We start from the raw sequence: 12,471 nt of genomic DNA, 5'->3' as shown, positions 1-12,471 counted from the left end.
TCTTATGGCGTATTCAGGAATATCGCAGAACTGGCTATACTTTGAGCTGGAAAAAATAGTATTTGATAGAATGAATACTAGAAATTACACCAACGTATTATAGTGCACATACCATATGTCCCAGCCATGAACGATGCTTCCTCTTCCAGTGTATTTAGTTTGCACGAGGCCGACCCGCAACCCGCGCTGCTCCTTGATGCCAGCGGCGCCGTACTGGAAGGAAATCACGCCAGCACCGCCCTGTGTCAGGAGAAGGCGCTGGCGTCACCAGCCCGGCTTCTGCCCGTCAACGTACAGGCACTGGCCGCTGCATCGCTGGGACAGCGACGGGCCATTGAGCACGTGGAATCCCGGGTCGGCTCCACCATTCTGATGTGGACGTTCATCCCGGATACCGGCTCGGGCCGTGTACTTGCGCGGGCCCGGGACGCCACCGATGACGTACTCACCCGGGAAGACGCCACCCGCGCCAGCCGCCTGTATCGGCTGATTACCGAGAACACCACCGATCTCATTTCCCGCCACGCCCCGGACGGGCGCTTTATTGATGCCACGCCCGCTTCCTGGCGGCTTCTGGGCTATTGGCCGGAAGAGCTGCGTGGCAAGGCGCTGGAAGAGGTGTTCCAGGGCAGCAACGTGGCCCAGCAACTGGCGGAGACCCGCAACCGCCTGCGGGACGACGGCTACGCCACCATGACTCTGGAGATCACCCACCGGGACGGCTCCCGCCGCTGGTTCGAGATTGCCAGCCGGGCCATCCGGGAAACCTACACGGGCGCCGTGGTCGAGGTGGTCAGCGTGTCCCGCGATATTACGGCCCGGGTGGAATCCGAGGAAAACAATCGCCGCCTGGCAGACGAACTGGCCCACACGGCTCGCCTCGCCACCCTGGGGGAACTCGCGTCCAGCATCGCCCATGAGATGAACCAGCCGCTGGCCACCATCGTGAACTTCGCCAGCGCCAGCCAGCGCTACCTGAAAAGCGCGCAGACCAATGCGCAATGCCTCGAGCGGGTAGACGACGGCCTGCAGAAAATTGTTCACCACGCCAATCGCGCGTCGGAAGTGATCAAGCGCCTGCGCGCGTTCCTGCGCAAGGGCCAGAAGCGCACGGCGCCCGTGTCCCTGAACGACGTGGTCAGTAACGTCGCCCGGCTGTGCCAGTGGGAAGCGGAGAAGAGCCATGTCAAAATCCGGGAAAAGCTGGCACGGTGCGCCCCGGTGATCACCGCCGACCCGGTGCTGCTGGAGCAGGTACTGATCAACCTGATCCGCAACGGCATTGAGGCAAACGCCGAGCACCAGAATCCAACGTCACCAGAGACCCCGTCGCAGATTGTGATCAGCACCTGCGTTAATGAGCAGAACGAAACCCTGATTGAAGTCACCGACGAGGGGCCAGGCCTTGCGGAGGCGGAGATCCGGCAGATGTTCCAGCCGTTTTTCACCAGCAAGCCTCAGGGGCTTGGTCTCGGGCTGTCCATGAGCCGGTCGATCATCGAAGGCTTTGGCGGCTTTCTGGACGCACGCCCGGCGGCCACCGGAGGCCTCTCCCTGATCTGCCGCTTCCCGGCCGGCGCCCCGCAAAACTCCAGAACAAGAACCGAGGAGATCGAACCTGATGAGTAAACACGTCGCACCGGCAGCCACGGCCATCCCGGACGCCTCCACGGTCTTCGTGGTGGACGACGACGCCGGCATGCTGGAATCCACCCAGTGGCTTCTGGAATCGGTCGGGCTGAACGTGAAAGCCTACAGCGACGGCCGGCAGTTCCTCGACGCCCTGGGCGACTCCCAGGCCGGGTGCCTGGTGCTGGACATCCGGATGCCGGGGCTAGGCGGGCTGAACGTGCAGGAAGAGCTCCAGAAACGGGGGTTGGCGCTGCCGATCATTTTTGTCTCGGGCCATGCGGACGTTCCCATTGTGGTCCGGGCCTTCAAGTCCGGTGCCTTTGACTTCATCGAGAAGCCTTTCAACGAGCAGCTTCTGCTCGACAGCGTGCAGCAGGCCCTGCAGGACCATCGCCAGAGTAGCGAACGTTTTCAGGGCGATGACGCAACCGAAGCTCTGCTGGCCACACTCACCCGGCGGGAACGGGATGTGTTCCTGCCCATGGCACAGGGTTACACCAGCCGGGAGATTGCCGAGCAGCTGGATGTCAGCGTGAAGACCATCGATCTCTACCGGGCGCGGGTCATGAAACGCCTGGGCGTCGACCGCCTGCCGGATGTGACCGGCCTGGCGATCGCCGCCGGGCTGCTGGCGCCACTGAACCTTCGTGGCGAGTAGCCAGAAGACCACTAATCCCGGGCAGCCAGGTCTTCGTGAGCCATGGCTCCGAGCCGGGCCACGGCCTGCTCTATGCGCTCGCTCCAGGGGTTGGCGCTGTTCAGTCTCAGGCAGTTTTCGTACTTGTTGGCGGTGGAGAACATCAGGCCGGGGGCTACATTGATGCTCTCCGCCCTCGCCTTCTGGTACACCCGGGTTCCCGACACGCCATCCGGTAGTTGCACCCAGAGCACAAACCCACCCTGGGGCCGGCTGACCGCCGTTCCCTCAGGAAACGATCTGGCGACCGCCGTGCGTAACCGCTCGGTGCTCTCCCGGTAATGCTGCCGGGCCGAACGCAGGTAACGATCGTAACCGCCCTGCTCCAGGAAATGCGCCACCGCCATCTGCGGAATCGACGAGGTGGCGAGGTTAACGAAATACTTGTGCTGCCGCGCGCTGGCCATGAACCGCCCCGGCACCATCCAGCCGAGGCGCAGGCCCGGTGAAATGGTTTTCGAGAAGGAGCTGCAGTAGATCACGCTGTCGGTACGGTCAAACGCCTTGGCCGGTCGGGGCCGGTCACCGGAATGGTAAAGGTCGCCGTAGATGTCATCCTCGATCAGCGGCACGTTGGCCGCCGCCAGCATGGACACAAGCTGCTTCTTGCGCTCGTCGGACATGCGCGCGCCCATGGGGTTGCTGTGATTGGTCACCACCACGCAGGCTTTGAGCGGCCACTGTTCCAACGCCAGTTGCAGGCCTTCAAGGCTCAGCCCCTCTGAAGGATGGGTGGGAATTTCGATCACTTTCAGACCCACCACTTCCAGTGCCTGCAGGATACCGGGAAACGACGGCGACTCCACCGCCACAATATCACCGGGCTGTGTCACCGCCCGCAGTGCCAGAATAATGGCCTCCTGGGCCCCGTTGGTGGCCAGCACGTCATCCGGCGTTATCGGTACACCCAGCGTTGCCATGCGCTGGGCAATCTGTCGACGGAACGATTCCTTGCCCGGAAAGGCGTAATCCAGGGTTTCCAGCCCCCGACGCGCGGCCCAGAGTGTGCTTTGCTGGATCTGTCGCAGCGGCAGGTAATCCGGGTGAGGAATGGCCGTGGCCAGGGGCACCATACGCTTCTGTTCGTCGGCACAGAGATCCAGCGTCATTTCCCGGGCGCTGACCGGGACCGGCCGGCTGCGGTGCCTGCGCATCACCGGCTCGGGGGCATCCACCGCCGGCAACCGCACGAAATAGCCACTGCGTTCCCGCGCCTGCAGAAAGCCCCGGGCTTCGAGCGTCTGGTGGGCCTGGAGGATGGTGGAGATGCTCACCCCGAACTGCCGGCTGAGCATTCGCACGCCCGGCAAGCGATCACCGTCGCGGTAGACACCGTCCCGGATCAGTTCCTGAAGCTGATCCGCCACCTGGTTGTAGAGAATGCCCATGTCACGTCCCTCGTCTGCCTGACCTTCGTTTCCTTCACCCTTGGAGCATTACACCCTTAGAGCATTACACCCGTAGAGCCTTACACCCTATTGCACCAGACCTGGCACTGGTCCGTGCAGTACAGATACCGCCGAAAATCACCGTAACAGAGACCACTGGCACCTCTCTGTACCGGTTCAATTCCAGAATATCTGAATCTGTTATGGCTGTCAGCGAGGACGGACAATAGCAACATCGAGAACCGAAGAAGGAGTTTCACCATGGGTATCGCCAACACACACCTCGCACCACCGCCGACAACGCGCAAGGATCTCCTGGGCCTTCAGGCCTGTGCCGCGCCCCTGCTGAAAGGCATGGATGTCACTCGTCAATGGCTGGATGATCTCGGCTTTTCAATGAGTGAACCGGCCCCGGACCACTGGGTACTGACTCATTCGGCGCCGCTACCGGAGCTTCATTTCTACACAGCCCATGAGCTGGAGTTGTTTGCCCGGCACCGGGCACACCAATACGCTAGACGATCATTCAGGGAGAACAGACTATGAAACACCCCATCTACCAGGTTGATGCCTTTACCAACACAGTGTTCGGGGGCAACCCGGCTGCCGTTATGCCGCTGGAGCAGTGGCTGCCCGACAACGTGATGCAGTCGCTGGCGCTTGAGAACAACCTGTCGGAAACCGCGTACTTCGTTCGCCTCGACAACAACGAAGACGCCGACTTCCACATTCGCTGGTTCACGCCGGGCACTGAAGTACCGCTGTGCGGCCACGCCACCCTGGCGAGCGCGTGGGTGATCTTCAACAAGCTTGGCTGGACAGGAGAGCAGATTCGATTCCGCTCAAAAAGCGGCCCGCTTGCCGTGAGGCAAACCGACGATGGCTGGCTGGTTCTGGATTTCCCGAACCTGCCTTTCGAGCAGAAGCCGACCCCGGCGCTGGTCAGGGAGGCCTTGGAAGGCGCCCCGGATACCGCGTTCTTTGTTCCCAACGACACCAACTATATGGTGGTCCTTGAGGACGAAGCCGCGGTGCGGGCGGCACAGCCGGACCTGCGCAAACTGAAACAGCTGGGCAACCAGGGACTGATCGTGACGGCGCCGGGCCAGGACTGCGACTTTGTCAGCCGCTATTTCGCCCCCGGCGCTGGCATTGAGGAAGACCCGGTCACCGGATCCATTCACAGCGTGCTGGTGCCCTACTGGGCCGAACAGCTCGGCAAGACCCGCCTGAATGCCCGGCAGGTGTCCGCCCGGGGCGGCGTGCTTCGCTGCGAACTGAAAGGCGACCGGGTGGACATCGCCGGCCAGGCCGCTTTCTACATGGAAGGCTCCGTCCACCTGCCCTGAGGCTGGTATACTGCCCGCCATTTTCCTCGGATTGGCGGGCAGTATGGCGGCAGGTTCAGCATCCCACTTCAACGTAATCATCGTCGGTGCCGGCGCCGCCGGCCTGATGTGCGCGGCTACCGCAGGTTATCGTGGCCGGAGCGTGCTGGTACTGGACCACGCCAACAAACCCGGCAAGAAAATCCTCATGTCCGGCGGCGGTCGGTGCAACTTCACCAACCTGAACAGCACCCCCGCCAACTTCCTGTCGGACAACCCCCCTTACTGTATTTCCGCGCTCAAGCGCTACACACCCCAGGACTTCCTGGAACTGGTGGACCGCCACGGCATTGAGCACGAGGAAAAAGCCCCGGGACAGCTTTTCTGCAAGGACAGCGCAAAGGACATTCTCAACATGCTGCTGACCGAGTGCGAGTGGGCAGGCGCCGAGGTGCGCCTTAAAACCGCCGTTGAGAGGGTCTCCGAAACCGACGGCGGCTACCGCCTGCGCACGGGCTCCGGGGACCTGACCTGCGATTCACTGGTGATTGCCACCGGCGGCCTGTCGATTCCCACCATGGGGGCCACCGGCTTCGGCTATCGCATTGCCGAGCAGTTCGGCCTGAAGGTGCTGCCCACCCGCGCGGGCCTGGTGCCGTTTACCCTGCATCCGGAGCTGAAGGAGCAGCTGGCACCGCTTTCCGGCGTCAGCTGTCCTGTCGACGTGCACTGCCATGGCCAGCATTTCCGCGAACCCATGCTGGTGACCCATCGCGGGCTCAGCGGCCCGGCCATGCTGCAGATCTCCAGCTTCTGGCAGCCGGGCGACAGCCTGGCCATCAACCTGCTGCCCGCCTGCCAGATCCGCAGCGATTTGCTCGAACTTCGCAAACAACGCCCCCAGTCCACCATCGGCCAGTACCTGGGCCAACACCTGCCAAAACGCTTCGCCCAGGCCTTCAACGAATTGCAGGGCTGGAGCGGCCCGCTGCAGGCGTACAAAAACAGTGATATTGACCAGGTGGCAGAGGTTCTGGGCCAATGGTCCATCAAACCGGCCGGCACCGAAGGCTACCGCACAGCGGAAGTCACCCTTGGTGGCGTCGACACCCGCCAGCTCTCCTCGAAAACCATGGCGGTGCTGGAGCGGCCTAACCTGTATTTCATCGGTGAGGTGGTGGATGTCACCGGGCACCTGGGTGGGCACAACTTTCAGTGGGCCTGGGCGTCAGGCGTGGCGGCGGGCAACAGCGCCTGACCATTGGCTTCGAACAATTCAGATTGGGACAATAGCAATTATCGTTAGACCAACAACTTCAGTGCATTGTTGGTTTAGGACAATTGTCGAGTATCGAGAGCCTGAAAGGCGCCGGGGCGCCCGAGATGCGGGTTATCCAAGTGGGCTTTTAAACAAAAGCGGACATTCGCGCTCATCTAGATTCTCCCCAATAAATGCATTGAGGTGAACCCTTTGGAATCTGGTTTTGCTACCGATGCCCGTCTGCGATTAATTTTGGCACATAGCCTTCTAGCATCAGCGGCCTGCACAATTTTCATTGATTGCAGGTCCAGCCCGAGTATGGGCTCTGAATTCTGATGAATGCTTTACAGAGGAACCAGCAATGCCCACAGCAAAGGAAAGCAAGACAGTTATTGGCATACTCTCAGGGCTACTCATTCTGCTCTGCGTATCCGGGAAGGCACTGGCGGCCAAGGATCATAAAGCCAGCGTTAGCAGTGGAACGCTCTATGTGGTCCAGGCAGATGGTAGCGTCTTTGGTTATGGTCGAGGGAATATTTATCTTAGGACCTCTAGGCCTCTGGACGATGAAGTGTTCCGCGTCCCGGTTCTGGGAAATATTGTCGGTATTGATGTCGGTAAAAATCATGCGCTTGCCCTGGATTCTGACGGATGCATTTGGGCCTGGGGAAGTAATAGGTATGGCCAGTTAGGTTTTCAAGAAGAGAAAATAATTGAAGCGCCTAAAAGGTTTGATGGCCTTTGTGGAGTGGTGGATTTTGACTCTTCTCATTATGCATCGATTGTTCTGTTTGATGATCATACAACTGTTCAGATATGGGGGGCTGATATCAACGATGAGTATCAAGGCCGAAAGTATCAACTCGAAGAACCAATAAAAAAGGTAGTTTCATACTCTATATCTTTTGCAATTTCAGAATCAGGTAGCGTTTATGCTTGGGGCAATCCTGGTTCCATGAAAGGTCTACTGGGAAAAGAAGACAAAATCTCTTGGGAGCCTAAGAAGCTCGATATTCCATGCCTTGTCAAGAATATAGATATTGGAGTGGATGTGATGTTCGTATGTGAATCGGGTGATGTCTACATGTTCGGTTCAAATACGGCGGGCACACTCGGAAATGGAAATACCAAACCTGTTGATCGTATAACTAAACACCCGACTTTATCCGGTGTGGAAAAAATAATGGGGTCGGGGGTAAGAATAGCCAAAACATATGATAGTGAATATCTTGGGTGGGGAGATCAACTATTGGGACCTATTGAATGGACAAATAGCGGGTACATTACTGATCCAGAGTTTATAAAAGTACCTGACGGTGTTGTTGATTTTTACTCGCAAAATTACTCGATTTTTTTCATAAAAAACAATGGCAATGTACTCAGGTTGGTTCCTGAGGAGCATTGGCTGTTTCCGGTTAAATATTTCCTCGAGGATTACTCGTTTCAAGAATACCAGTCTCCAGACAAAATTGAGGAGTGAGTATGTCTGAGTTTGCCCCGTTGATCTTCTTCGTGGTAGCCAGCATTAGCATCTGTTAGGATGGGGACACATCGTATTTTATTCTTGGGTGTAGGTTGGTGATAAAAACCGTCTTGGTCAAGCGTGTGCCCTGCGCTTTGATCTTCTCCTTGCTGGGGGGCTGCGGTAGCAGTCTTGGACCGGTTAAGGTCGAGCCAGCGTCGTTTACAGGCTTTTTTTACCCGATCAAAGAAAACTTCGTTGGCGCCGACCCACGTTGTCCGAGCGACTCTCGATTCCTGATTTACAGCGTCGAGGCGGATTTCCTGGATTTGATGGAGGCTCGGCAGGTCCTTTCCAGGGCGATTTACAAAGACCAAGGCTATCAGGGGTTCTCGTTACCCGAGGACCGGAGCGGTGATCCGTCTGTCCCTATACCCGAGCGTCGAATTGTGTACCGAATGATCGTGCCGAGAAACTGTGGGGACCCGCATCATGAATCTGTTAGGACCGATCCAATGGAGGAGCGATTAGCAAGGCAGCTGTCCCACAAAGAGCCGCTGCAAGCGCCCGGCGCCAGCCCGCGCACCAGTTCAGAAATGATGCCCAGCTTGATGCGATCTGAATCTCCCGGGCTGAAAGCGACAACGCCCGAGTGATCAAGCTAGGTCTCGGGATCTCCTGTTCTGAGTCGCAAACACCATCGAGCCTATTCCTAAAGACACCTCAAACAGAGCGGTATGCCGGGCGTATGCTTGAACAATCTGAATGTCCGCTTCGCATCCTTTAACAACTTTCTAAGAGGTGTTATGAAAACGGCGGAAGTCACCCTTGATGGCGTAGACATCCTCCGCCTCAACTTAAAAACCATGGCAGTACCGGACCGATCAAACCCCCATTTCATCGGTTGGGTGGTGGATGTCACCGGGCACCTGGGCGGGCACAACTTCCAGTGGGCCTGGGCATCCGGCGTCGCCGCAAGCAACGACGCCTGACTCAATGGCGCAGTCTTTACTACCGTTATTACCTAGCGATAACGCCCGCTCAGCAATCTCCCCGCGTTCGGAACCACGGTATCGAGGCCCAGCGCCTTGAGGATCTGGAACGTGGTGCAGGTAGCCGCCGACACTACAGGCTTGCCGAGGGCGTCTTCCACCTGCTGGATGGACGCCAGCGAGGGCATCTGCACACAGGCAGACAGCACAACGGCATCCGCCCCCTGGGTGTCGAGACGCTGGACGATGTCGGTCAGCGCCAGCGGATCCTGGCGGCCCACCTCAAGGTTGTCCGGTATCTCCAGCGCGATGCTATCAACCACCTGGAAGCCTTCGGCCTCGATGTAGTCGATGACCATGTCGGTCAGCGGTCTCATGTAAGGCGTGATGATGGCGACCCGTTTGGCGCCCAGGACAGCCAGCCCCTGAGTGAGCGCGCCTGCACTGGTAACCACCGGAGTCGGGTGTCCGTTAGACTCGGCAACACCCTGCAGGCGGGCCTGTGACTCCCGATGGTAGCCGGCGCCGCGGCTCATGATGGCAACCAGGCAGGCGTAGCCCATCACGTCCACAGCGGCATCGGAGAGTTCCAGGGCACAGCGATCAGACTCGTCGTCCATGGCCGCCAGCTCTTCCCGGGTCACCTTTTTCATGCGCATGCGGCTTGAATGGAAGGTAAAGCGTTCCGGCTCAACGGCTCCCCGGGCCCTCAGCATGGCCGGGATTTCGGTTTCCATGGTGGTATTGGAACTCGGCACTATCTGGCCGATCCGGTAGGTTTTCGTCATAGCAGGTCTCCGGTTCCCGAATCAGGCGTCCTGGTAAATGTCTTTGTATTCGTCCCGGAGCTGCTTCTTCTGGACCTTACCCATGGTATTGCGGGGCAATGCCTCAACAAAGAACACGCGCTTGGGTTGCTTGAACTTCGCCAGGTGGCCGGCCAGTGCGTTGATCACATCCGCTTCTTCCAGCTTCTCACCGGGCAACAACACCACCACGGCGGTCACACCCTCCCCAAAGTCTGGATGCGGCACGCCGATGACGGCGGATTCCATGACCTCGGGCATGGCGTCAATGACCTGCTCCACCTCTTTGGGATACACGTTGAAGCCGCCGGAAATCACCAGATCCTTGTCACGCCCGACAATCTGCACATAGCCGCGCTCGTCGATCAGGGCAAGGTCACCGGTGATGAAAAATCCGTCGCCCAGGAGCTCCGCTTTGGTTTTCTCGGGCATGCGCCAGTAACCCTTGAACACGTTCGGGCCGCGAACCTCCAGCATGCCGATTTCGCCCGCTGGCAGGGGTTTGTGATCGCCCGCCTCCGGATCGGTAATCCGTATTTCCACGCCCGGCAGTGGCATTCCCACGGTGCCGGCGATGCGGTCACCGTCGTAGGGGTTGGAAGTGTTCATGTTGGTTTCTGTCATGCCATAGCGCTCGAGGATGGCGTGCCCTGTGCGTTCTTCAAAGCGTTGATGGGTCTCCGCCGTGAGCGGCGCCGAGCCGGAAGTAAACAGGCGCATGTTGGCTGTGAGCTCCGGCGTCAGGCGATCGTCCTGCAGCAAGCGGGTGTAGAACGTGGGGACTCCCATCAGAGAAGTGCCCTCGGGCATGGCCTCAATAATCATGTCGACATCGAATTTGGACATGAAGTACAGGCTGGCACCGGTGATCAGAATGACATTACACGCCACAAACAGACCGTGAGTGTGGAAAATGGGCAAGGCGTGAATCAGGCGATCCTTCTCGGTGAAGCGCCAGGCCTCCGCCAGGCTCTGACAGTTCGAGCCGAGGTTCCTGTGGGTCAGCATGGCGCCCTTCGAGCGGCCGGTGGTACCGGACGTATACAGGATGGCCGCCAGATCGTCGTCGGCGCGCTGCTCGATTCCGGTATAGGCATCGGCCTTGCCGACCTTGTCCATCAACGAGCCATCCGCGTTAACACCGAGCGTCTCAACGCAGGGACACCCGGTTTCCTTCGCGATGGCTTTGGCCGCTTCCAGGGCAGCCGGCTGACACACGAACAGCGCCGGCTCCGCATCGCCCAGGAAATAGCCAATTTCATCAGCGGTATAACCGGTATTCAGCGGCAGATACACACCACCGACCCGCAGCGTTGCCAGATACAGCAGAATGGCTTCGGGGCTCTTGTCGACCTGAACCGCCACCCGGTCGCCGGGCTCCACGCCCAGGCTCTTGAGAGCGCCGGCGATCTGCTCGGTGGTGGAGAGGGCCTCAGCGTAGGAGTAGGTCTTGCCTTCCGGCGTGGTAATGAAGTTTGCTGTTCCCCGCTCCTGCATCTTCGCTGCGAATGTTGCAAACAGGTTGTTATTCATTTCTCGGCTTCTCCTTTGAACAGTTTCCGACCCAGCCTGCTCAGCTCGCGGACACTGGGGGAACAGACAATTTCACCGTTGGCAGTGAATTTTTCATTGTTGCGCTCAATGTTCTCGAGCACGTACAGGTAATTGACCATCAGCCCGGCCGACTGCTTCATGCCGTTTGCGGACACATCACCCAGCCAGTTGATCCGGTGCAGCTCTGCGCCATTGCCCAGATGGAATCTGGCGACCGGATTCATGGGGAGACCGGCGCTGTTTTTCTCCTTCAGCAGATACCGGGCGGCGAGCGGCCGCACAACCTGGTTCAGCCGTTCAGACAGTTCCGGGTGGTTGATCCACTCGGGGTTGTCCAGGTGGCTGAGCACCTCCTGGGCTTCCGGCTTGAGCAGTCCTGAGTCGGGGTGATAGGTCTGCTCAAGCCAGCTCCGGAACATCGGCAGCGGCGACAGCGTGACAAAGTTCTTCAGGTTGGGCAGTTCCTGCTTGAGCTCCTGCACCACCTGCTTGATCAGGAAATTGCCAAAGGAAATGCCGCGCAGGCCAACCTGACAGTTGCTGATTCCGAAGAACGCGGCCGAGTCGGCCAGCTCCGGGTCGTCGATATCGTAATGGTCATTGGAAAGAATGGGCTGAATCCTGTCCGGCAGCCCCTTGGTGAGCGCAACCTCCACAAAGATCAGCGGCTCATCACCTATCGCCGGGTGGAAAAACCCGAAACACCGCCGGTCCCGGTTATCCAGCCGGCGGCGCAGGTCCTCCCACCCCTGGATCTTATGAACCGCCTCGTACCGGATGATTTTTTCCAGGATGGAAGCGGGTGTTGTCCAGTCAATGCGCCTCAGAACCAGGAAGCCGCGATTGAACCAGGAGCCGAACAGATGCACGAAATCCGCGTTGATCGGTTCAAAGTCCTTGTGGCTTTTCATCAGCGCCAGGAAATCCTGGCGCATTTTTACCAGTTCGTAGGTCGCACCACGGCCCAGGTTCAGTCGGCGGAAGAGTTCCTGTCGCAGCGGCTCCGACACCTCGAAAAGCGCCGCCAGGTGCTTGTTGGAGCGGTCTTTGCTGTACACCCGGTAAGCCTGGTCAATCTTGTCAGGATCGGCGGCAAAGTCCTTTGCCAGGACACAGAAGAACGCCTTCTTCTCCTCGTCATCCAGAGACTGATAGATTTCCAGGGCCCGGCTGGCCATGACAATGCTGGCGGCCTCGCCATCACTCTGCAGCAGTTCCTGGCAGGCCTCTACCATGTGGCCGTGGCTGTAATGGTTCTTCTTGCCTCCGAACCGCCGTTGCAGCGCGTCCCGGTGCGTAATGCTGCTGAACAGCTCCTGCAGAAAACTCATATTCATGAGGAACACTCCTT

The 12,471-nt window shown here is 58.8% G+C and carries 10 protein-coding genes and 1 pseudogene; 7 read left to right on the top strand and 4 right to left on the bottom strand.

Going from position 1 to position 12,471, the window contains the following annotated elements; translation table 11 throughout:
• Positions 1-126 precede the first annotated feature (126 nt).
• Positions 127-1,629, top strand: a complete 1,503-nt coding sequence (locus AC0J1C_RS05775) for a sensor histidine kinase (RefSeq protein ID WP_473045985.1) — start codon at positions 127-129, stop codon at positions 1,627-1,629.
• Positions 1,622-2,290: a response regulator transcription factor gene (locus AC0J1C_RS05770; protein ID WP_473045984.1), complete on the top strand. Its 669-nt coding sequence runs from the start codon at positions 1,622-1,624 to the stop codon at positions 2,288-2,290. Before AC0J1C_RS05775 ends, AC0J1C_RS05770 begins: the two co-directional genes overlap by 8 nt.
• Before the next feature lie 11 nt (positions 2,291-2,301).
• On the opposite strand, the gene AC0J1C_RS05765 is transcribed toward AC0J1C_RS05770, so the two are convergent.
• Positions 2,302-3,717 carry an aminotransferase-like domain-containing protein gene (locus AC0J1C_RS05765; protein WP_473045983.1) on the bottom strand — a complete coding sequence of 472 codons (1,416 nt, stop codon included), beginning with the start codon at positions 3,715-3,717 and terminating at the stop codon, positions 2,302-2,304.
• 261 nt (positions 3,718-3,978) lie between these two features.
• Between AC0J1C_RS05765 and AC0J1C_RS05760 the strand changes: the two genes are divergently transcribed.
• The 5 genes and pseudogenes from AC0J1C_RS05760 to AC0J1C_RS05740 form a co-directional block, all read left to right on the top strand.
• The gene (locus AC0J1C_RS05760) at positions 3,979-4,263 is read left to right on the top strand and encodes a hypothetical protein (RefSeq protein WP_473045981.1); all 285 of its coding nucleotides are present in this window, start codon (positions 3,979-3,981) and stop codon (positions 4,261-4,263) included.
• A complete protein-coding gene (locus AC0J1C_RS05755) occupies positions 4,260-5,066 on the top strand; it encodes a PhzF family phenazine biosynthesis protein (RefSeq protein WP_473045980.1) in 807 nt (268 codons plus the stop codon). The genes AC0J1C_RS05760 and AC0J1C_RS05755 overlap by 4 nt, the downstream gene beginning before the upstream one ends.
• Positions 5,067-5,109: 43 nt before the next feature.
• Positions 5,110-6,303 carry a BaiN/RdsA family NAD(P)/FAD-dependent oxidoreductase gene (locus tag AC0J1C_RS05750; RefSeq protein ID WP_473045979.1) on the top strand — a complete coding sequence of 398 codons (1,194 nt, stop codon included), beginning with the start codon at positions 5,110-5,112 and terminating at the stop codon, positions 6,301-6,303.
• A 364-nt stretch (positions 6,304-6,667) separates the two neighbouring features.
• Entirely contained in the window at positions 6,668-7,786 is a 1,119-nt protein-coding gene (locus tag AC0J1C_RS05745; protein WP_473045978.1) for an RCC1 domain-containing protein, read from the top strand.
• 791 nt (positions 7,787-8,577) lie between these two features.
• Positions 8,578-8,760, top strand: a pseudogene (locus AC0J1C_RS05740) (NAD(P)/FAD-dependent oxidoreductase); the annotation flags it as partial.
• A gap of 32 nt (positions 8,761-8,792) precedes the next feature.
• Here the strand turns inward: AC0J1C_RS05740 and AC0J1C_RS05735 are convergent.
• The 3 genes from AC0J1C_RS05735 to AC0J1C_RS05725 are packed head-to-tail and all read right to left on the bottom strand — an operon-like array spanning position 8,793 to position 12,457.
• Positions 8,793-9,548 (bottom strand): maleate cis-trans isomerase family protein, encoded by a 756-nt coding sequence (locus tag AC0J1C_RS05735; protein WP_473045977.1) that lies wholly within the window; start codon positions 9,546-9,548, stop codon positions 8,793-8,795.
• 21 nt (positions 9,549-9,569) lie between these two features.
• Positions 9,570-11,099, bottom strand: a complete 1,530-nt coding sequence (locus AC0J1C_RS05730; protein ID WP_473045976.1) for a malonate--CoA ligase — start codon at positions 11,097-11,099, stop codon at positions 9,570-9,572.
• Positions 11,096-12,457 (bottom strand): malonyl-CoA decarboxylase, encoded by a 1,362-nt coding sequence (locus AC0J1C_RS05725; protein WP_375193220.1) that lies wholly within the window; start codon positions 12,455-12,457, stop codon positions 11,096-11,098. Before AC0J1C_RS05725 ends, AC0J1C_RS05730 begins: the two co-directional genes overlap by 4 nt.
• Positions 12,458-12,471: the final 14 nt, after the last annotated feature.

This window comes from Marinobacter sp. E2, assembly GCF_055755345.1.
This window is presented reverse-complemented; position numbering and strand designations above follow the sequence as displayed.

Excerpts from the sequence above, each read along its gene's own strand:
- AC0J1C_RS05770 (WP_473045984.1), top strand. The coding sequence starts at position 1,622 with ATGAGTAAACACGTCGCACCGGCAGCCACGGCCATCCCGGACGCCTCC.
- AC0J1C_RS05765 (WP_473045983.1), bottom strand. The coding sequence starts at position 3,717 with ATGGGCATTCTCTACAACCAGGTGGCGGATCAGCTTCAGGAACTGATC.
- AC0J1C_RS05750 (WP_473045979.1), top strand. The coding sequence starts at position 5,110 with ATGGCGGCAGGTTCAGCATCCCACTTCAACGTAATCATCGTCGGTGCC.
- AC0J1C_RS05760 (WP_473045981.1), top strand. The coding sequence starts at position 3,979 with ATGGGTATCGCCAACACACACCTCGCACCACCGCCGACAACGCGCAAG.
- AC0J1C_RS05755 (WP_473045980.1), top strand. The coding sequence starts at position 4,260 with ATGAAACACCCCATCTACCAGGTTGATGCCTTTACCAACACAGTGTTC.
- AC0J1C_RS05745 (WP_473045978.1), top strand. The coding sequence starts at position 6,668 with ATGCCCACAGCAAAGGAAAGCAAGACAGTTATTGGCATACTCTCAGGG.
- AC0J1C_RS05730 (WP_473045976.1), bottom strand. The coding sequence starts at position 11,099 with ATGAATAACAACCTGTTTGCAACATTCGCAGCGAAGATGCAGGAGCGG.
- AC0J1C_RS05775 (WP_473045985.1), top strand. The coding sequence starts at position 127 with ATGAACGATGCTTCCTCTTCCAGTGTATTTAGTTTGCACGAGGCCGAC.
- AC0J1C_RS05725 (WP_375193220.1), bottom strand. The coding sequence starts at position 12,457 with ATGAATATGAGTTTTCTGCAGGAGCTGTTCAGCAGCATTACGCACCGG.
- AC0J1C_RS05735 (WP_473045977.1), bottom strand. The coding sequence starts at position 9,548 with ATGACGAAAACCTACCGGATCGGCCAGATAGTGCCGAGTTCCAATACC.